Below are 19640 nucleotides of genomic sequence, written 5' to 3'. Positions count from 1 at the left end.
GTGACAGAAGCTTCGCTGCGCGGCGCATATCAGGATCGCGCGCTGCAGGCCGGGCTGAGCAGCGAGCCCGACTGGTGGTTCGATGCCCGCGCCGCCGCGGCCGGCGATCAGGAATGGCTGCTGGCCGTGCAGCTGACCCATGGGGCCGTCTCGCGCGAGCTGCTGGCCCTGGCCATCAAGCAGTTCCGCCGCGATGCCGAGTCGCTCAGCCCCAAGGACCTGCAAGGCCTGCTGGCCGCCGCCACGAACGGCGGCCGCCAGGGTTTCGACGCCGTGCTGTGCACCCGCAAGGGGGGCGAGCGCAAGCCGATCTCGCTGTCGTGGGGGCGGGATACGGAGTGAACACAGGCCCGAAAGTTGACCGTTTGCCTTTCCTCGGGAATCTCGCCAGCTCTCGGCCCTGGCGCCGCGGGCTCGCCCAGCCGCCGATACAGGACTCAGTCCGTGTTCTCGACCTGAGGATCGGAGCTGGCGTAGAGCTGGGTGGGTACGTTGGTGCTGGTGAATACCAGCACCACGCCTTCGGTGATCTTGGTGCTGGTGGGCATGGCAATGGTGACCGCGTTATTGGCGGCCAGGACCATCGTGGGATCGATCTCCGGGGTGTCGACACGGTCGGCGACGGCGCCGACCATCTGCCAGTTGTTGCCATTGGCCACCAATTGGAAAGTCACGCCGCCGGCCTGCTGCGGGATTCTCAGCGGCGAGTCGACTTGGTGCTGGCACTCGGGGTCGGTGTAGTATGTGCACAGCGCATACAGGTTGCTCGGGTCTGCGCTTGCTTTGACGTAGAAGGTGTTGGCCATGGTGTCAGGGTTCTCCTAGCGGGTGGTTTCAAGAGTTAGGCACCGCCTTCGGTGGTACCGGCTGAGGGGGGCTGGATGCCCAGCGGTGCTGGGCATCCAGCCATTGCTGCAGGGCACGGGCTTCCTCGGCCCGGCCCAGACAGGTTTGGGTTCGTACTGCCAGCCGGGTGAACCCGGCATGCTCCCGCAGCAGAGCGGCCAGGGGGGCACTACTCAGCTCGGCCCACAAGGCCTGGCACCGCGCCGTGCGCTGCGCCGGATCGACACTCAGCGTCTCGGCCTGGAACAGCGATAGCTCCAGCATGGCCTGGCTCAGCGTCAGATCAGCCCCATGTGCGATCTTGTCCCTGCGCAACTGGGCCAGGGTGTTCTCCACCAGGACTTGCGCCGCTGCCAAGTCCTGCCCCTTGTGTCGCAATGCCTGCGCGTGCAATTGCACCAACTCGGCACGCAGCGGGTGCAGCCGAGCCAAGGGCGTACGACCTGCTTCCAGCGCGGCCAGGCGCCGCTGCAGGTCTTCGACAGCCCGGATCTGGCTGGCTTGTCCGCGCAGCACACCGGCCTCGGCGCGAATCAATGCCATCGTCCAGGCACGGTTCTGGGGGTCCAGCGCACTGAGCGTCCGGAAGGCCTCGGTCGCCAGGACAAAGTGCTCGGTTGCGGCCCGTGGCTGGCCATCACGCCACAGCGCATCGGCCAGCCTGTTGGCCGCATGGCCAACCTTCCTCAGCCAAGCTTGATCCGCCGGGTACTTGGTTCGCAGGTCCTGAGCCTGCTCCAGGGCTTGGCGAAAAACGGCCTGAGCTTGCACGTAGCGGCCCATCTGGAGCAGGCTGGAGCCCAGCCAACTCAGACTCTCGGACCATTCCGCTTGCAGCGTGGCATCGTTCGGCCGTTGTGCCAACACGTGGCTTTTCAGCGCAACGGAGCGCCGAAATGCCTGTTCGGCAGTCCGCACGCGGCCCTGGTCGAGAAGCAAGGACCCTAGGCTGTTTTCCGCGTAGGACAGCTCAACCAGCCCGTCCAGGTCCTGAGGCAAGACCGCAAGCCATTGCTCACTGACCTCGCGATAGCGCTCCCAGGCCCGCTGGGCGGGTGCGAATTTCCGCTGCGTGTAGTACACATGCCCCAACCAGAACGCCGCCGCACCCTGCGCCTTGCGCCAGGCGGGGACCAGTTCCGGCGTGGGCGGTTCCGCCTGCAGCAAGGCATTGGCCTGCTGCAGCGGCTCGATGGCCGCCTCCAGCTCCCGCTTGGAGACCCGCACCTCGCCGATCACGGTGAGGGCCTTGGCGCGATGCAGGCGCTCCTGCGGTGAGGCCTGCTCCTTGGCCGCTGCCAGGTGGCTGAGGGCCTTGCCGCCGACGTTGTCCAGCAGTTCCAGCCGGCCAATCGGCCGCAGCTTGTCGGCGAAGTCGCCCAGCATATAGGCCAGCAGATCGTCGGCCTGCTGGCGCCGCGTCTGGGCCTGCTGTTCCGCCGCCGCGGCGCGCTGGGCCTGCAGCACGCTCAGACCGGTCAGACCCAGCAGGGCCGACACGGCCACGCTGCCCGCGCCGACCGCCAGGCGATGGCGGCGCAGGAAGCGGCCCAGCACATAGAGCCGGCTGTCCGGCCGCGCCGCGATGGGTTCGTGCTGCAGCCAGCGGCGCAGGTCCTCGGCCAGGGCGGCGGCGTTCTCATAGCGCTCGCTGGGGCGTTTCTTGAGGGCCTTGGCGCAGATGGTGTCCAGGTCACCGCGCAGCTCGCGGGCGCGGCGGGCCTCGCCCTGGCTGCGCAGCTGATCGGACAGGCGCTTGGGCTCTTCTTCCACCACGGCGCGCAGGCGGTCCAGGGCCTGGGCCTCGGCGCGGGTGGCGCCGGCCGTGGGGTGCTTGCCGCCGCTGAGCAGGAGGTAGAGCAGCACGCCCAGGGCATAGACATCGGTGGCGGTGCTCACCTCGCCGCCCTGCACCTGCTCGGGCGCGGCGAACTGGGGGGTGAAGGCGCGGCCGGCCTGGCGGGTGAGTTCGGTGGCCTCGGCACCGCCCAGGGCCTGGGTCGGGTCGCCCAGCAGCTTGGCAATGCCGAAGTCCAGCAGCTTCACCTGGCCCTGGCGGTCCACCAGGATGTTGCCGGGCTTGAGGTCGCGGTGCAGGATCAGGCGGTTGTGCGCGTGGGCCACGGCGGCCAGCACGTCCAGGAAGAGGGTGATGCGCTGCGCGGTGTCCAGCTGCCGGCTCTCGCAGAAGCGGTCGATGGGCAAGCCCTCTTCCACATACTCCAGCACCAGATAGGGCTGCAGCCCGTCCTGGGCCACGCCGGCATCGATCAGGCGCGCGATATGTGGGTGGGTGAGGCGGGCCAGGATCTGGCCCTCGCGGGCGAAGCGGGCGGCATCACCCTGGCCCAGCAGGCCGGAGGTGAGGAACTTGATGGCCACCAGGCCCTCGAAGCGGCCGTCGGTGCGCCGGGCCAGCCAGACCGAGCCCATGCCGCCGTGACCGATCTCGCGCTCCAGGCGGTAGGCGCCCACGGTCTGGCCGGGCAGGGCCACCACGGCGCTGAGCGTGGGGGGCAGGGCGGGCTGGGCCAGAAAGCCCTGGGCTTCCAGCGCGGCGTCCTGGGCCAGCAGGCGCTCCAGCTCGGCGGCCAGCTCCGGGGCCAGGTCTTGCATGGCAGCCAGGCGGGCGGCCCGGGCCGTGGGCTCCATGTCCAGCAGCTCGTCCAGCAGGGGGCTCAGGCGCTGCCAGCGGGCCTTTGGATCCGAGGGCAGGGCGTTTTCGGGGGCCAAGTCTTGCATGGGGCGCTCAGTGTCTCAGGGCCTGGGCCAGGAAGAGCCGGGCCTTTTGCCAGTCGCGCTGCACGGTGCGCTCGGTCACGCCCAGAGCGGCTGCGATCTCGCTTTCCAGCAGGCCACCAAAGTAGCGCATTTCCACCACCTGGGCCAGGCGCTCGTCCAGGGCGGCCAGTTCCTCCAGGGCCTCGTGCACGCGCAAGACCTGGTCTTCGCCCTGGGCGGGCAGATCGGCCACGGCGGTATTGAAGGTGACCTGCTCCAGATCGCCGCCGCGGCGCTGGGCCTGGCGGGCGCGGATCTGGTCGATCACGATGCTGTGCATCACCTTGGCCGCATAGGCCAGAAAGCGGCCGCGGTCGGCAAAGTCCAGCTCGCCGGCCTGGTGCAGGCGCAGCCAGGACTCGTGCACCAGGGCCGTGGGGTTCAGGGCCGTGGGTTCGCCCGCCTGATGCAGGCGCTGGCGGGCCAGGCGGCGCAGCTCGGCATACAGGCGCTCCAGCACACGCTCGCCGGCCTGGGCGTCGCCCTGGGAGGCGGCTTTCAGCAGCAGGGTGATGGCGGGGCTGTCCATGGTGGCCGGACTCTAGCAGCGCGGCCGGACAAATTCTTTGCAAAGCCCTGTCGGGTTGAGCGGGGTCTTTGCGTTTTAGTGAATGAGGGCATGAACAAGGGCGCGGAATAGCGGTCAGGGAGGCAGCGGCCGCGTCACTCATGTCCTCAACCCGCCCGCCCGGAACTCGGGGGGCGCAGAACATGGAAGCCGTTGTTGGAGGTCTCTTCGTCATGCAGAAGCATCTGCCCCCGCCCTATCCGCTGCCGCCGGCCGCTGCCGTGCTGGCCGAGGCCCTGCCGCCCTCCTGCGGCGAGCAGGCGGCAGGCGGGGGGCAGCGCAAGGCAGCGCAGGCCGAGCTGCCCCGGGTGCAGGGCCTGAGCCAGTTTGCCGTGCTGCTGGAGCGCCAGCTGGGCGAATGTCGCCGCCATGGCTTGCGGGCCGCCGTGCTCTTGCTGGAGGTGGAGCTGGCTGACGCACCGGCGAGCGCGGCCGCGGCCGATGGTCCCGGCGGTCCCGGCGCGCGGGGCCGCGCCCAGGAGGCCTTGCTGCTGGCCCTGGGCACCCGGCTGAGGGCGCGGGTGCGGGGCGGCGATGTGGTGGCCCGGGTGGGAGAGCGCCAGTTTGGCGTGGTGCTGGTGGACGCCGGGCGCGACGAGGCCGAGACCGTGCGGGCCCGCCTGCACAAGGCCTTGTGCGGGCCCTATGGGGTGGAGACGCAGCGCCTGTATGCCCTGCTGCGCATGGGCCGGGCGGTGTATCGGGAGTCGGGGCGCAGCGCCATGGAGCTGCTGCAGGTGGCCGAGCAGGGACTGCACGGCGGCCCCACCGGCCCAGCCCCCGCCCTGCCGCAGGCCGGGGCGCCGCTGTCGCTGGTGCGATCCTGAGCCCCCGCGCCAGCGGCTGAGCGCTTCGCGGCCCCGGCCCTGGGGCATGATGGCGCGATGCTTGCTGGAACCCTGTTTGCCCTGGCGGCCGGCCTGATGTGGGGCCTGGTCTTTGTCGCGCCCCTGATGCTGCCGGACTATCCGGCGGCTCTGCTCACCGTGGGACGCTATCTGGCCTTTGGCCTGATTGCCCTGCCCCTGGCCCTGGTGGACTGGCGTGCCCTGCGCGTGCTGGCGCCGGGCGACTGGCTGGAGGCGCTCAAGCTCAGCGCCATCGGCAACTTTCTCTACTACCTCTGCCTCTCGGCGGCCATACAGCGCGCGGGCGGACCGCTGCCCACGGTCATCATCGGCACCCTGCCCGTGGTGATTGCCATCTGCTCGAATCTGCGTGACCACGAGCGCGACGGCCTGCTGCCCTGGCGGCGTCTGGCGCCCTCCCTGGTCCTGATCGCGGCGGGCATTGCCTGCGTCAACCAGGTGGAGCTGGCGGCCCTGGCCCGCGAGGCCGGGCCGGGCGAGCTGCGCCGCTATGCCGAGGGCGCCCTGCTGGCCGTGGCGGCCCTGGCCTGCTGGACCTGGTATCCCATCCGCAATGCCGACTGGCTGCGCGCCCACAGCGACCGCAGTCCCCGTGCCTGGGCCACGGCCCAGGGCCTGATGACCCTGCCCATGGCCCTGCTGGGCCTGGCCGCCCTGCCGGGCTTGCAATGGGCCGGCCTGCTGGACGCGGGCCTGGACTTGCCCCTGGGTCCGCGGCCCTGGGCCTATATCGGCCTGATGCTGGCCGTGGGCCTGTGTGCCTCCTGGCTGGGCACCCTGTGCTGGAACGAGGCCAGCCAGCGCCTGCCTACCAGCCTGGTGGGGCAGCTCATCGTGTTCGAGACCCTGGCTGCATTGGCCTATGCCTTCGTGCTGCGAGGGCAGGTGCCCGCGACCCTGACCTTGCTGGGCATTGCCCTGCTGGTGGGCGGGGTGGTGTGGGCCCTGCGCGTCAAGCCCGAGCGCCGGGCTGTACCCCAGCCTGAGACCCAGCCTTAGGCCCGGCCTTAGAGCTTGGGAATGCGGATGCGGCTGACCATCAGGGAGCCGGAGACCGCGAACATCAGCACCAGGGGGTGCAGCGTGAAGCCGGCAAGCTTGAGCTCGCCCAACCAGAGCTGATCGCCCAGGGCGCCCTGGGCGGCCGCCACCCACAGCACCAGGACCAGGGCCAGGGAGGTGGGGATGGGCGTGCCCTCGAAGTACTTGACCTTGTCGCCACCCTCGCTGAGCTTTTCGGCGGTGATGTTGAAGCGGGCCAGGCGCGACACGCCGCAGGCCACGAAGAAGACCAGGATGATGCGGTCGTACAGGCCTTGCATGCCGCAGCCATAGGCGATGACGGCGGGCGCCACGCCGAAGGAGATGATGTCGGCCAGGGAGTCCAGCTCGCGGCCCATGGCCGAGCTTTGCTGGCGCCAGCGGGCGATGCGCCCGTCGAGCACGTCGAAGACGAGGGCCGCCGGGATCAGGGCGCAGGCGTAGAAGAGGTGCTGCACCTCGCCGCTCTGCAAATAGCTCATCACCGCAAACAGGGCGCCCACGCCGCAGAAGGCATTGCCCAGGGTGAACCAGTCGGCGAGATGGAACTCGCGGATCATGGAGAAAGGCTTGGGACGGTTCATGGCCCAGAGCATAAGCCAGGCCCGCCTCGGCCGGATCAGGGGCGGGCTTGTACCGCCTGGGCCGCCTGGGCGGATTGGGCTTTGGGCTTGGGGGCCAGGGCCTTGATGCTCAGATGCATGAGCAGCAGGTGCCAGGGCATGCGCAGCCAGTGACCCCGTAGATAGAGCAGGCGGCGGGCCAGGGCGCTGCCGGGGCGATCGCAGCTGGCGTGGTCAGGCTGCAGGGCGCGCAGAAAGAGGGCGTCCATCAGGGCCAGCAGGGGGGCGGAGGGTGCGGCCTCGGCTGTCAGCGCCTGCAGCAGGGACTCGGGCACGGGGCTGCCCAGCAGGCGCTGCGCCTGGCGCAGGGCGTAGAACAGCACCCGGCTCAGGCCCAGCTCGCGGGCCCGGGCGGCCAGGGTCGGCCAGAAATCGGGCCGGGCGGCGCCGAACTCGCGCAGCAGGGCGTCAATATCGACCAGATCGCGCAGGCCCTTGTCGAATTCACCGTCCAGGAACAGATGGCAGGCACTGTGCAGCAGCAGATCGGGGTCGGACAGGCGGTACAGACCGGGGGCGTCCGGCAGGGGCAGGGCGGCGTCCAGCAGGACTTGCGCGTCCACCCGGATGCGGCCGGTGCGCGGCAGGATGTTGTGGTGCACATCGATCACGCTGCTGCGGCGCATATGGCGCATGGGCGGGATCTCGTGCATCCATTCGCGGTAGTAGCGCTGGTCGTGTGCGGTGAGCTCCTCGCTGCCCACCCAGCCATGGATGATGAGCTCGGACTCCACCGCCTCGATGCGGGCCAGGGGCACCAGGATGTCGATATCGGTGAGCAGGCGCCCGCGCCCGGCGCGCAGGCCGGCCTGGGCATAGGCGCCGCCCTTGAGCAGCAGCACCGGGATGTTCAGGCCGGCCAGGGCCTGGGCGATGAAGCGGTTTTCCCAGAGCACCGCGGCATGCTGGCTGTCGGCCACATGGCGGGCCGCCTGCAGGTGGGCCGCCGCCGCCGCGGGCGCCTCGCAGCCTTGCTCCTCAACCCGCCAGGCCAGATGGGCCAGCAGGCGGCTGCGCCGGGCCTGACGGATCAGCAGATCCCATTCGGCCGGGCTCAGGGCGGCCAGGCGCGCGGGCTCGCGCAGGACCTGGATCAGCAGGGCGTGCGGGGCAGTCATGCGGCCACGGGCTCCAGACGGGCCTGGTCGGCAGCCAGACCTTCAAAGAAGTGCATGGCCTCGTCCAGCTGGCTGTAGCTGAAGTCCAGGGCCTGGGCCGGCGCCACCATATCGGCCAGGCATTCAAAGCCGCGGCTGCCGTGCAGGTGGTAGTTGAAGGCGTGCTCCAGCAGCTGCATAAAGCCTCTTGCGCGCGGCAGGGCGCGGGCCTGCAGGGGCGCGCCGGCCTGGTAGCGGGGAAAGACGATCCAGCCCAGCCGGGCCGGTTCCTGATCGCGCCGCACGCTCTCGGCGGGGGGCTTCATATGCGCCACGCTGCCCTTGAGGGTGTCGTGCACCACGGCGCTGAATCGGGCCTCGGGGGCAAAGCTGCGAATCACCTCGATGGAGCGATTCTTCAGGCTCACCGGCCGGGCCAGGGGCTGAAACAGTCCCCGCGCGGGGTCGATCAGGGCCAGCTCGTCCGAGAGCAGGCGCCAGCCCCGGTTGACCAGGGCCGCACACAGGGTGCTCTTGCCCGAGCCGGGTGGCGCCGGCAGCAGGGCGGCGCGCCCACCGCGCTCCACCACGGCGGCATGGATCACGATGTACTGATGGGCGTGTTCGGTGACGCACCAGTTCAGGCCCCACTCCAGCATGGGCGCGGCCTGGGCCAGGGCCATGGGGCTGAAAGGACGGTGTCCGTCCAGCTCGAACTGGGCCTGGGGCCGCAGCCAGCGGCGCAGGCCGGGCTGGGCATCCACCCGGGGGTGAAAGTCCAAGAAGCCGCCTTCATCCAGCAGGGGGTGATCGGCATAGAGCAGGCCCACGGCCTCGGCCACATGGGGCAGGCGGGAGCGCAGGCGCAGGGCAAAGGGGCCGGTGCGCAGGCACAGGCGCCCCGACGAAAGCCGGGCTTGGAGCTCGGCCGGCGGCAGGGCTGCGAGCTTCACGCGGGCAGGGACTCGGCCAGACCGAGATCCTCGAAGTGCTGAAGGCAGCGAGCGAGCTCCAGGGCAAAGCCCTCGGGCAGCAGATCATCGCCTGCCAGTTCGCGGGCCAGCTCGGCTTCCAGCAGGGACGCTTTTGACTGCTGCAGGGTGCGCAGCACCTCGTAGGATTCGCTGCTCAGCAGATGAGTGCTGGCGTTGCGAGGGTTGAAGACCAAGCAGTCTCCATCCCAGTGCCGCACCGGAGCATGTGGGGGCAGCAGGCTCCGCCAGCGGGCGGCCGCCTTGCTCACGCGCTCATCACGTAGTTGAGATACTTCAGGAACTGTGCCGCGTCCTTCCAGACCACACCGGCGCCGCCCGGGCGGTAGCTCTTGCTGATATAGCCTTGCCAGAGCTGCTGAACCTGCAGCACGGTCATGGGGAAGCCTTGGCCACTCAGGGCGTTCAGGTAGGCAGCCGCTACGCGGCGCGCCACTTCCTTGTCTTCGCTGGTGCCGCCGGCGGAGCCGAAGCTGCCGGAAACAACCTGTCGCACAGTCAGGCTGCCGAAGAGGCGGGCGTCATTCATGGCCACCGAGAAGTGCCGATTGGCCGTGTCTGCCCCGCCGGGGTAGTTGCTCGACGACTTGATGGCCCAGGCCGAGGGCCCTTGGCCGCGGCCGATGGTGCAGGAGGGCGTCTGGCCGATGCGGCTGGGCGGTGCGGATTGGAAGCCGGTGGGGCCGTGGCAGGTCTCGGTGCCAGCCAGAACGGGGCGGCTGGCCATGGTCATGGCCACCGGTGCCAGGCCCAGGCCGCCCTTGAGCAGGCGGCGACGAGCGTTCAGGGCTTGGCCATCCGCGGCCTGGGGCCCGGAGGAAGTGGCTTGGTCGAACTGGTCTTTATCCATGGCGTTTCCCGCACAAACATGCCCGCAGGGGGCGCTGTTCCGGCCTCTTGCAACCGGTGATGGGGCAGTGTTTCATACATCCTGGGCCAGGGAAAGCGCCCCCCCCCAGATCGGGTGGCTGCCGTTTGGCTCATGGGCGGGCTTGCCAGGCGTCGATCTCCTGGGGTTTTCCATAGAGATAGCCCTGGGCTCGGGTGCAGCCCAGATCGCGCAGCCGGGCGGCCTCGGCCTCGGTTTCCACCCCCTCCGCCACGGCCTCTACGCCCAGGCCCTCGGCCATGCGCAGCACGGCGGTGACGATGGCGGCGTCCTGTGCCGATTTGGAGAGGTTGCGCACGAAACTCTGGTCAATCTTGAGGCAGTCAAAGGGCAGGCGTTGCAGATAGGCCAGGGAGGAGTAGCCGGTGCCAAAGTCGTCGATGGCGATCTTGACGCCCAGCTGGCGCAGCTGGCGCAGCCTGGATTCGGTGGCAGCGTCCTGGACCAGGAGCAGGGATTCCGTGATTTCCAGGGTCAGGCGCGAGGCCGGCAGGCCGCTGTCGCGCAGGGCTTGTTGCAGGGTGAGGGCGAAGTCGGATTGGATGAGCTGGCGCACCGAGACATTCACATGCAGGCCAAAGCCGGGGGGCAGGCTGTGCAGGCGTTGGGCGATATCGCGCGTGGCCTGGCCCAGCACCCAGTCGCCCAGGGTCAGGATCAGGTCCGACTCTTCGGCCACGGGGATGAAGCTGCCGGGCGGAATCCAGCCGCGTTCCGGGTGTTGCCAGCGCAGCAAGGCTTCCATACCCAGCAGGCGGCCATCGTCCAGGGCGACCAGGGGCTGGTAGTGCACGCGCAACTCCCCGCGTTCCAGGGCCTGGCGCAGCTCCATGGACAGACGGGCGTGCTGGGTGGAGCGCTCCATCATGGCTGGCTCGAACACCACCACCTGGCCACGGCCCAGCTGCTTGGCCTCACCCAGGGCCACACTGGCATGGCGCAGCCAGTCGACCAGGCCGCTGGCAGGCAGGCGTCCGCCCACCACGCCGGCCGAGGCCTTGACCAGGATATCGTCTTCACCCGAACCGAAGGGCTCATCGAACAAGGCCATCACATCGGCCCCCAGGCGGGCCAGGCCGGCCTCGTCCAGCGGCGCCAGCAGGTCTGGCTGCAGCAGGGCGAACTCATCACCACCCACCCGCGCCAGGCGCATGCCCGGCAACTGCTCCCGCAGGCGCGCGGCAATGCCCTGCAGCAGCCGGTCGCCGGTGGCGTGACCCAGGCTGTTGTTGATGGCGCGGAAGCCGTCCAGCCCCACCAGCACCAGGACCGCTGCACGTGGCTGTATCCAGTCGGCCTGTTCCAGCAGGCCGCGGCGGGTCAGGGCGCGGGTGAGCTCGTCATAGACCAGCTGATCCCGCATGCGACCGAAGGACTGCTGCAGACGTTCGGCCATCTCATTGAAGGCGCGCACCAGCAGGGCAGTTTCGCGCAGGGTGGCCGCCTCGGCAATACTGCCCGGGGGGCTGTCCTGCCAGCGCCCGCGTGCCAGACGGTTGGCCGCGGCTGCCGTGTCCAGGATGGGGCGGGTGACCCGGCCTATGCCCCACAGCCCCAGGGCGATGGCCAGCAGGGCGATGCCGGCAATCAGCAGCATGCTGCGCCCCTGGGCGCTGCGGATCTCGCCCAGCAGATCGGCCTCGGGCACCAGGACCACGATGCGCCAGTCCAGGCCGCGGGTGTCGGAGTAGGGGCTGACGCGGCCAAAGTAGCGCTCGCCCAGATGTTCCAGGATGAAGCCGCTGCCGCTTTCCGTGGGCGCGGCATCCACGATGGGTGCAGCGCTGCGCATCAGGGCGATGGCGCTTTCGCGCATCAGGGGGCGCTCGCCGCGTCCGCCCTCGCCCGTGACGCCGCCGGGTTCCGAATGTGCGACCAGCCGACCGTCGAGCTCGGTGATGAAGACCATGCCACGGCCGCGCATGGGCTCATCGCGCAGAAAGCGGTTGAGGCCGGTGAGCTTGACGTCGGCGGCGATCACGCCCAGCAGACTCTTCTCCTGCAGCACCGGTGCAATGGCGGAGATGGTGACCTCGGCGCGCTCATCGCGGTTGACGTAGATGGCCGACCAGGAGGGCTTGAGACTCTGCGCCGCCGGGGCATACCAGGGGCGGACCCGGGGGTCGTAGCCCGGAAACTCGGCCGTGACCTCGCCGGGGCTGTCGCCCGCGAAGATGCGCAGCGCGCCCTGGGTGCTGCGGTCCTTCAGCATCAGGGTGTATCCCCCGGTCTCACGCCGCAGGCCCGCGTAATCACCCTGCTGACTGCCAAAACTCAGCACACTGATCTGGCTTTCGTCCGCGTAGAGATCGCCATAGACACCACGCAGATAGCGCCAGATCTCGCGCATATCGCCCGGGTGGTAGAGGTCGTGACGCGCGATCGCATCGGCCAATGAGAGCTGGATGCGAAAGGGCTCACCCAGAAACAGAGCGAGGCGGTTGCGGGTGTTGGCTGCCAGCGAGGCCAGCTGGCGCTCGCTTTCCTTGAGGACCAGCTGGTCGATATGACGCTGCTGGGTCAGGGCCTGCAGCAGCACCGTCGCGGCGAACAACAGCACGAATGGCACCGCGATGGCGGTGCGCAGCGAGGGTCTCAGGGCACCAGCCAATCCTTGCTCCTTCTTGAGTCCTTGGGCGGCAAGACCGGCCTCCAGCGATCCGCGCAGGCGCTTCGGCTCGGGCAGGGCCGTGGCCTGGGGTTGCGGTGCTGGCATCACTTTACACGGCAATGCCGCGCAGTCTGCGGTCCTTGAAGCTTGCGCGGTCCTGCGCACTGTCGTTTTCCTACCTTCTCTTCCGGTTTCCGCACGGTGCCTTGGCTTGACGGAGCTGGCGCCGATGTTACGGTGTGCGCCTGTATGACAGGAAAGGACTTGCCCCATGAGCGCTGGCGCCATGTCTCAGGATTTGCGGGACATGCTGTGTGCTTTGCTGGACCAGGGCCAGAGTCTGCTGGCCCTGTTCGACCCGCAGGACCGGCTGTGTCACGGCAATCCGGCCTTCTTCCAGGCCTATGGCCTGGTCCCGGGGGCGGGTCAGCCGGGCTGGGCCACCCTCATGCGCGACTGCCATCGCCTGGGACGGGGTGTGCTGATCGAGGCGGACGATATCGAAGCCTGGCTGGCGGCCACCTTGGCCCGCCGCAACAGGCTGCGCCGTACGGCCGCGGCCGTGGATTTCTGGGACGGCCGCTGCTTCTGGATCCAGGAGAGCTTGTCTCCCGAGGGCTGGCTGCTGCTGCAGGGCACGGATATCAGCGCCCTGCGCCAAGAGCGCCGGGGACGCGTGGAGGAAGGCGCCGCGCAGGACGTATGTGTCGATCTGCTGGAGGGCATGCCCCAGGGCCGGGATTTGCAGCAGCTGCTGCAGCAGCGCATGGCGAGCGAGGACGCTTGGCCGCTGTGCGTGGTGGCCCTGGGCCTGGATGGCGTGCCAGCTCTGTCGCAGAACACCGCGCCGGGCCCGGATGACGGGCCGGTGCGGGATCTGGCGCTCAGGCTGCAGGCCAGCACCCGGCGCGAAGACGCTTGCGGCCGCCTGGGCGAGCGGGAGTTCTTGCTCATCTTGCCGACCGCCGGGCGCGGGCAGGCCCGCTCCATCGCCAGCCGGCTCTTGCGGCGTGTGCAGCAGCGGGAGCAGGACGCAACACAGGCTGCGCCGGCCTATACCTGTTCGGCGGGCTTGGTTGAGGCGCGCTGGTCCGAGCCCGCGCCGGATCTGCTGCAGCGGGCCCTCAAGGCCCTGAGCCTGGCGCGTCAGGAGGGCGGCAAGCGGCTGGTGGATCTGGACGAAGGAGATGATGGCCAGCCTTCCCCCTGATCGCCGAGCGCAGCTCGCTGCGCAGCCGATGATTGCGGGCGATGGTGCCCGCGGCGCAGAATGCATGGAATCACGGGAGTGCTCAGCCATGCCTCTTGAAACGTCCCTGATCGCTGCGGCCCCTCGCCGCCGGCTCCTGCTGCTGGCGCCGGCCCTGCTGCTGATGGGTGCGAGGGCGACAGCCAGCCAGACATGGCGCATCACGGTGCTGCTGGAGGAGTTCCGCCCCTTCTCCATGCGGGGGGCCGATGGACAGCCCGAAGGCTTTGCGGTCGAGATCTCGCGTGAGCTGCTGGGGCGGGCGGGCGTGGAGGCGGTCTACGAATTCGATTCCTGGCCGCGCGTGATGCAGCGCGCCCGTGAGCACCCCAATATCCTCGTCCCCGCCATCGTACGGCTGCCCGAGCGCGAGTCGCAGTTCCGCTGGATTGGCCAGATCAGCCAGCGGCGCGGCATGCTCTATCGCCTGCGCAGCCGACCCGATGTAAAGCTTCAGGAAGTGGCCGACGCCAAGCGCTATCTCACGGGTGTGATCAAGGATGATGTGTCCGAGCGCGAACTCTTGGCCCTGGGTCTCCAGCCCGGCGAACATCTGGACACCAGCGGCGACTACACCGTGCTGCTGCGCAAGTTCTTTGCCGGACGCGTGCAGCTGGTGGCCTTCAACAGTCTGTTGATGAGTGCCATCGTGGAGTCCTATGGCTACTCTGCGCAAGACCTGGAACCGGCGCTGGCCTTTTCCTCGTCAAGACCCTCCATGGCCCTGAGCCTGAGGAGCGATGAGGCGCTGGCCCGGCGCCTGCGTCAGGTCTGGGAGCAGATGCGCAGCGATGGCAGCGCAGCGGCGATCGCCAACCGGCACAGCATGCCCCTGCCCTGAGCGGGTGGGCTGCAGTCATCAAGCCTCCTCACCGAGGAAGCCACCGCTTTGGTGGGCCCAGAGCCGGGCATAGAGGCCTCCGCTGGCCAGCAGCTCGGCATGGCTGCCCTGCTCGACGATCTCGCCACCGTCCATCACGATCAGGCGGTCCATGGCCGCGATGGTGGAGAGACGATGGGCGATGGCCACCACGGTCTTGCCCTCCATCAGGCGGTAGAGGCTGCGCTGGATGGCGGTTTCGACCTCGGAGTCCAGGGCGCTGGTGGCCTCGTCCAGCAAGAGGATGGGCGCATCCTTGAGCATCACCCGGGCAATGGCCACGCGCTGGCGCTGGCCGCCGCTGAGCTTGACGCCGCGCTCGCCCACATGGGCCTCGTAACCTTGGCGGCCCTTGGGGTCGGTGAGACTCTGGATGAATTCATGCGCCTCGGCGCGCTCGGCGGCGGCGATCATCTGTGCATCGCTGGCCTCGGGGCGGCCGTAGAGCAGGTTGTCGCGCACCGAGCGGTGCAGCAGGCTGGTGTCCTGGGTCACCATGCCGATCTGGGCGCGCAGGCTGTGCTGGGTGACCTGGGCGATGTCCTGGCCATCGATCAGGATGCGGCCCTGCTCCAGGTCATAGAAGCGCAGCAGCAGGTTCACCAGCGTGGACTTGCCCGCGCCGGAGCGGCCCACCAGGCCGATCTTCTCGCCCGGGCGGATCGTGAGATTCAGGTTCTTGAGCACCGGCTTCTTGCCGCCGTAGGCGAAGCTCACGTTCTCGAAGCGCAGCTCGCCCTGGCTGACCTCCAGCGGCTTGGCCCCGGGCGCGTCCAGCACCGCCACGGGGCGCGACAGGGTGCTGATGCCGTCTTGCACCGTGCCGATGTTCTCGAACAGTTCGGCCATCTCCCACATGATCCAGTGCGAGATGCCGTTCAGGCGCAGGGCCATGGCGGTGGCCGCCGCCACCGCGCCCACGCCCACCTCGCCGCGCATCCACAGCCACAGGGTCAGACCCGTGGTGCTGGCCACCAGCAGCATGCTGAGCGCGTGGTTGACGATCTCGAAGCCGCTGATCAGGCGCATCTGGCGGTAGGCCGTGCCCAGGAACTCCTGCATGGCACCGCGGGCGAACTGGGCCTCGCGCTGGCTGTGCGAGAACAGCTTGACCGTGCTGATATTGGTGTAGGCGTCGGTGATGCGGCCCGTCATCAGGCTGCGCGCATCGGCCTGCTCGCTGGCGGCCTGGCCCAGGCGGGGCACGTAGTAGCGCAGGGCGGCCAGATAGCACAGCAGCCACAGGCCGAAGGGCAGGAGCAGATAGAGGTCAAAGCTGCCCACCACGCCCAGCATGGTGAGGAAGTAGATGGTGATGAAGACCAGGATGTCGGTCACGATCAGCCAGCAGTCGCGCACCGCCAGCGCGGTCTGCATCAGCTTGGCCGAGACGCGGCCAGCGAACTCGTCCTGGTAGAAGGACAGGCTCTGACCCAGCAGGTGGCGGTGGAAGTCCCAGCGCAGCCGCATCGGGAAGTTGCTGGACAGGCCCTGGTACTTGCTGATGGCCTGCAGCGCGACCAGACCCACGCTGCCCAGCAGCAGGGCGCCCAGCAGCAGCAGATTGCCCTTTTCCTTGGCCCAGAGCTCCTGGGGCGCGGTCTGGGCCAGCCAGTCCACCACCGAGCCCATCATGGCGAAGAGCAGGGCTTCGAAGGCCCCGAACAGGGCCGTCAGCAGGGTCATGCCCAGGATCAGGGGCCGCATGCCGGCGGTGGCCGACCAGACGAAGGCAAAGAAGCCCTGCGGGGGCTGCGGGGGCGGCGTGTCCGGATAGGGATCGACGCGCTTTTCAAACCAGCTGAACAACAAGAGGCACCTCGGCAGGCTATCGGGAGGTTATCGGCAGGTCACCGGGAGGCAAGGCTAGCGCAGCGCAGCGGCCAGCGGGTGACAGCAGCGAGCTTGCCCATGGAAGAGGGGTCGCCTTGGCGACCCCTTGCGGTGAGGGTGGCGAAAGGCCCGCGCCTCAGCGCGGCAGGGGCAGGGGCTTGCCCTGGGATTGCGCAGGGGCACGCAGCTTGAGCAGTGTCGCCAGGGTGGGGGCGATATCGGCCACTTCCACCGCCTGCTTCACCTCGCCCTGGCCCACCCAGGCCGGCCCCCAGGCCAGGATGGGCACATGGGTGTCGTAGCGATAGGGCGTGCCGTGCGAGCTGCCGCCGCCGCGCGAGCTATAGAGCCAGTTGGCCTTGACCACCACCTGCAGCGGCGCCGCCACCTCGGGGTGCCAGGACTTGCGCATGGCTTCCAGATAGGGGGTCTTGGTATCGCTGCCCAGCAGCTGCTCCGGGGTGAAGACATCAGCAATGCCGTCCACCGTCAGCAGCAGCTGCTTGGCCGCGGCATAGACCTCGGCGGACTTCAGACCCTTGGACCGGATCAGCTTCTCGTCGAACAGGATGCCGGCGCCGGAGTAGCCGCGCGCCCAGCGGCCCTCGCCAAAGCGCTTGCCCAGCTCGGTGTTGAGCCAGGCCAGGGTCAGGCTGGGGTTGATGCGGCTGGCGTCCAGGCCGCGGCTGGCGGCGTATTCGGGCGTGTCGGCAAAGCCATGGTCGGCGGTGAGCAGGGCCACATAGTTGCCGGGGCCGATCTTGGCGTCCAGGTACTGGAAGAAGCCCTGCAGATAGCGGTCCAGATGCAGGAAATGATCGTGCGAGAGCCGCGACTCGGGGCCGAAGGCGTGGTTCACATAGTCGTGGCTGGAGAGGCTGACCGAGAGGATGTCGGTCTTGTCGTCCGCCCCCAGCTGCTCACCCTCGACGGCGGCGCGGGCAAAGGCCAGGGTCAGCTCGTCACCGAAGGGCGAGGGCAGCAGATTGCCGTAGAACAGCGGGCCTGGCTTGTCCATCTTGTCGCCGACGATGGCGGGCAGCTTGTTGCCGTTGCCGCCGGTGGACTGCCAGGGCTGGCCGTCTGGCACCGAGCGGGCATACGCCGCCTCGGGCAGCAGCGGGGTCCAGCTCTTCTTGAAGAAGGCATCGGCCGGCTTGGCGGCGTTGAAGGCATTCACCCAGGCCGGGTGCTGCTGCATGTAATAGGTGCTGGAGGCGAACTGGCCGCTCTCGCCCATATACATATAGGCCGTGCCTTTGTGGCCGGCCGGCAGGATGGCGCCGCGGTCCTTGCCCGAGATGCCGATCACCTTGGACTCGGGCTGCACGCCGCGCAGCACATCGCCCACGGTCTCCACCCGGAAGTTCCGGGGGCTGGTGCCCGAGAGCGGCGCGGTCTTGTTGCCGATGTACTGGTGGGCCGGGTCCTGGGTGTTGTAGACCGTCTCGAAGGTCTCGCGGTCGCGCCACTCATTGCTGATGATGCCGCTGCGCTGGGGGTAGGCGCCCGAGAGCATCACCGCGTGGCCGGCGGCCGTCACCGTGTGGCCATGGCCGTAATGCGCGTCCGAGAACCAGGCGCCGCGCTGCAGAAAGCGGTTGAAGCCGTCCGGGGCCAGCTGGTCGCGGTAGCCCAGCACCTGGCGCATGGGCAGGCCGTCCACCACCAGGAAGACGATGAGCTTGGGTGGTGTGCTGGAGGCCCGCGGGGCGGGCGAGGTGCCCTGCTGGGGCAGGCCGACGCAGCCGGCGAGCAGGGCGGCGGCGCCAGCCACGCTGGCAATCAGCCAGTGGCGACGCGAGGAGGATGCGGTCATGAGGTTCTACCTGCTTGTTCTTGGCACTCGGGGTGCTGCCCGAGGCCTGCGGAAGGCGCAATGGTAATGAACCGGGCCGCACCACGGGTGCAGCCCGGTTCTCTTGCTGTATCGCGGCGCCGTGGCTCCGGCGGGCTTCAGGCTGGCTGGTGCGTCAAGGCCGCAATGCCCTTCCCCTCCTCGGGTATTGGTGCGGGCACATTCTGTAAAGAAACCGGGCGAGCGCCCCCCAGGTTTGCCCTTGGTTTGGGCGCACAGCGCACGGCTGGCTTGCAAATGGTGCCTACCGGTTTCAGGCCAGCGCGTCGTCCAGGACCTCGACCCAGTGCCGCACCGGCAGGGCGCTGCCGGACTGCAGCTGCTGGATGCAGCCGATATTGGCGGAGACGATGGTCTGGGCCTGCAGCGGCGCCAGGGCGGCGAGCTTGCGGTCGCGCAGCTGCTTGGAGAGTTCGGGCTGCAGCACCGAGTAGGTGCCGGCCGAGCCGCAGCACAGATGGCTGTCGCAGGGCGCCACATCGATCTGGAAGCCCAGCTCGCGCAGCGCGCCCTCCACGCCGCCGCGCAGGCGCTGGCCGTGCTGCAGGGTGCAGGGCGGGTGGTAGGCCAGGCGCTGTGCCGGCTTGCGGCTGCCCAGGCGCGACCTGAGCGCCGGCAGCATCTCGGGCAGCAGCTCGCTGAGGTCGCGGGTCAGGCTGCTGATGCGTGCGGCCTTGTCGCGGTAGGCCGGGTCGTGGGCCAGGGCCTGGCCGTACTCCTTGACCGTGAGCCCGCAGCCCGAGGCGTTCATCACGATGGCCTCCACCCGGCCGGCCTCGGTCAGGCCTTCCACCAGGGGCCACCAGGCGTCGATATTGCGGCGCATATCGGACAGGCCGCCCTCGTGATCGTTCAGATGGCTGCGGATGGCGCCGCAGCAGCCGGCGCCATCGGCCACCAGGGTCTGGATGCCGGCGGCGTCCAGCACCCGGGCGGTGGCCGAGTTGATATTGGGCATCATGGCCGGCTGCACGCAGCCCATGAGCATCAGCACTTTGCGCGCATGGCTGCGGGTCGGCCAGCTGTGGGCCTGGGGCGGCGCCTTGGCCGGCACCTTGTCGCGCAGGGCCGCCGGCACCAGGGGGCGCAGGGCCTGGCCCAGCTTCATTGCTGGGGCGAAGAGCGGCGAGGTCAGGCCCTCCTTGAGCAGCCAGCGCTTCGCGCGCTCGGCGCGCGGGCGCTCCACCTTGGCCTCCACCACCTGCCGACCAATCTCCACCAACTGGCCGTACTGCACGCCCGAGGGGCAGGTGCTCTCACAGTTGCGGCAGGTGAGGCAGCGGTCCAGATGCTGCTGGGTGGCGGCCGTGGGCGTGGCGCCCTCCATGACCTGCTTGATCAGATAGATGCGGCCGCGCGGTCCGTCCAGCTCATCGCCCAGCAGCTGGTAGGTGGGGCAGGTGGCGGTGCAGAAGCCGCAGTGCACGCAGCGGCGCAGGATCTCCTCGGCGGTCCGGCCCTCGGGCGTGCCTTGGAATTCGGGGGCGAGATGGGTCTGCATCG

17 protein-coding genes are annotated in these 19640 nt (G+C 69.2%); 5 read left to right on the top strand and 12 right to left on the bottom strand.

Translation table 11 applies throughout. The features are described 5' to 3' along the window. Entirely contained in the window at positions 1–342 is a 342-nt protein-coding gene (locus DFR39_RS00750) for a hypothetical protein (RefSeq protein WP_133601623.1), read from the top strand. Positions 343–437: 95 nt separating this feature from the next. Here DFR39_RS00750 and DFR39_RS00745 read toward each other — a convergent pair whose 3' ends face one another. From DFR39_RS00745 to DFR39_RS00735, 3 genes are read right to left on the bottom strand one after another with little or no spacing between them, the layout of a single operon-like run. Then, complete coding sequence (locus tag DFR39_RS00745; RefSeq protein ID WP_133601622.1) at positions 438–806, bottom strand: hypothetical protein; 369 nt, start codon at positions 804–806, stop codon at positions 438–440. 28 nt (positions 807–834) lie between these two features. After that, the gene (locus tag DFR39_RS00740; RefSeq protein WP_133601621.1) at positions 835–3588 is read right to left on the bottom strand and encodes a serine/threonine-protein kinase; all 2754 of its coding nucleotides are present in this window, start codon (positions 3586–3588) and stop codon (positions 835–837) included. 7 nt (positions 3589–3595) lie between these two features. Beyond that, on the bottom strand, positions 3596–4156 hold the full coding sequence (locus DFR39_RS00735) for an ECF-type sigma factor (RefSeq protein ID WP_133601620.1): 561 nt from the start codon (positions 4154–4156) through the stop codon (positions 3596–3598). A gap of 212 nt (positions 4157–4368) precedes the next feature. On the opposite strand from DFR39_RS00735, the gene DFR39_RS00730 reads away from it, so the two are divergent. Beyond that, a complete protein-coding gene (locus DFR39_RS00730) occupies positions 4369–5022 on the top strand; it encodes a diguanylate cyclase domain-containing protein (RefSeq protein WP_162849358.1) in 654 nt (217 codons plus the stop codon). 57 nt (positions 5023–5079) lie between these two features. Then, positions 5080–6063, top strand: coding sequence for a DMT family transporter (locus DFR39_RS00725; RefSeq protein ID WP_133601618.1), 984 nt, complete (start codon positions 5080–5082; stop codon positions 6061–6063). Positions 6064–6071: 8 nt separating this feature from the next. Here DFR39_RS00725 and pssA read toward each other — a convergent pair whose 3' ends face one another. The 6 genes from pssA to DFR39_RS00695 all read right to left on the bottom strand — a co-directional run bounded on the left by pssA (position 6072) and on the right by DFR39_RS00695 (position 12422). Beyond that, positions 6072–6689: a CDP-diacylglycerol--serine O-phosphatidyltransferase gene (gene pssA, locus DFR39_RS00720; RefSeq protein ID WP_133601617.1), complete on the bottom strand. Its 618-nt coding sequence runs from the start codon at positions 6687–6689 to the stop codon at positions 6072–6074. Between the two features lie 35 nt (positions 6690–6724). Next, positions 6725–7846, bottom strand: a complete 1122-nt coding sequence (locus DFR39_RS00715; RefSeq protein ID WP_133601616.1) for a nucleotidyltransferase domain-containing protein — start codon at positions 7844–7846, stop codon at positions 6725–6727. Then, positions 7843–8778 carry an HprK-related kinase A gene (locus DFR39_RS00710; protein WP_133601615.1) on the bottom strand — a complete coding sequence of 312 codons (936 nt, stop codon included), beginning with the start codon at positions 8776–8778 and terminating at the stop codon, positions 7843–7845. Before DFR39_RS00710 ends, DFR39_RS00715 begins: the two co-directional genes overlap by 4 nt. After that, positions 8775–9017 carry an HPr-rel-A system PqqD family peptide chaperone gene (locus DFR39_RS19745; RefSeq protein WP_281277224.1) on the bottom strand — a complete coding sequence of 81 codons (243 nt, stop codon included), beginning with the start codon at positions 9015–9017 and terminating at the stop codon, positions 8775–8777. The genes DFR39_RS00710 and DFR39_RS19745 overlap by 4 nt, the downstream gene beginning before the upstream one ends. A 47-nt stretch (positions 9018–9064) precedes the next feature. Continuing rightward, on the bottom strand, positions 9065–9667 hold the full coding sequence (locus tag DFR39_RS00700; RefSeq protein ID WP_133601613.1) for a hypothetical protein: 603 nt from the start codon (positions 9665–9667) through the stop codon (positions 9065–9067). Between the two features lie 130 nt (positions 9668–9797). Further along, positions 9798–12422 carry a bifunctional diguanylate cyclase/phosphodiesterase gene (locus DFR39_RS00695; RefSeq protein ID WP_133601612.1) on the bottom strand — a complete coding sequence of 875 codons (2625 nt, stop codon included), beginning with the start codon at positions 12420–12422 and terminating at the stop codon, positions 9798–9800. Between the two features lie 166 nt (positions 12423–12588). On the opposite strand from DFR39_RS00695, the gene DFR39_RS00690 reads away from it, so the two are divergent. Together DFR39_RS00690 and DFR39_RS00685 are read left to right on the top strand one after the other, a co-directional pair. After that, positions 12589–13527, top strand: a complete 939-nt coding sequence (locus tag DFR39_RS00690) for a diguanylate cyclase domain-containing protein (protein WP_133601611.1) — start codon at positions 12589–12591, stop codon at positions 13525–13527. A gap of 88 nt (positions 13528–13615) precedes the next feature. Next, positions 13616–14407 carry a substrate-binding periplasmic protein gene (locus DFR39_RS00685; protein WP_162849356.1) on the top strand — a complete coding sequence of 264 codons (792 nt, stop codon included), beginning with the start codon at positions 13616–13618 and terminating at the stop codon, positions 14405–14407. 18 nt (positions 14408–14425) lie between these two features. Here DFR39_RS00685 and DFR39_RS00680 read toward each other — a convergent pair whose 3' ends face one another. From DFR39_RS00680 to glcF, 3 genes are all read right to left on the bottom strand, one after another. Beyond that, positions 14426–16255 carry an ABC transporter ATP-binding protein gene (locus DFR39_RS00680; RefSeq protein ID WP_246030676.1) on the bottom strand — a complete coding sequence of 610 codons (1830 nt, stop codon included), beginning with the start codon at positions 16253–16255 and terminating at the stop codon, positions 14426–14428. Positions 16256–16415: 160 nt separating this feature from the next. Next, entirely contained in the window at positions 16416–18098 is a 1683-nt protein-coding gene (locus tag DFR39_RS00675; protein WP_133601608.1) for an alkaline phosphatase family protein, read from the bottom strand. 292 nt (positions 18099–18390) lie between these two features. Further along, the gene (gene glcF / locus DFR39_RS00670) at positions 18391–19638 is read right to left on the bottom strand and encodes a glycolate oxidase subunit GlcF (protein ID WP_133601607.1); all 1248 of its coding nucleotides are present in this window, start codon (positions 19636–19638) and stop codon (positions 18391–18393) included. Between the last annotated feature and the right edge of the window lie 2 nt (positions 19639–19640).

Source organism: Roseateles asaccharophilus (genome assembly GCF_004362405.1).
GTDB lineage: Bacteria > Pseudomonadota > Gammaproteobacteria > Burkholderiales > Burkholderiaceae_C > Kinneretia > Kinneretia asaccharophila.
The sequence above is the reverse complement of the archived record's forward strand: the minus strand, read 5'-3'. Positions and strand labels throughout refer to the sequence as shown.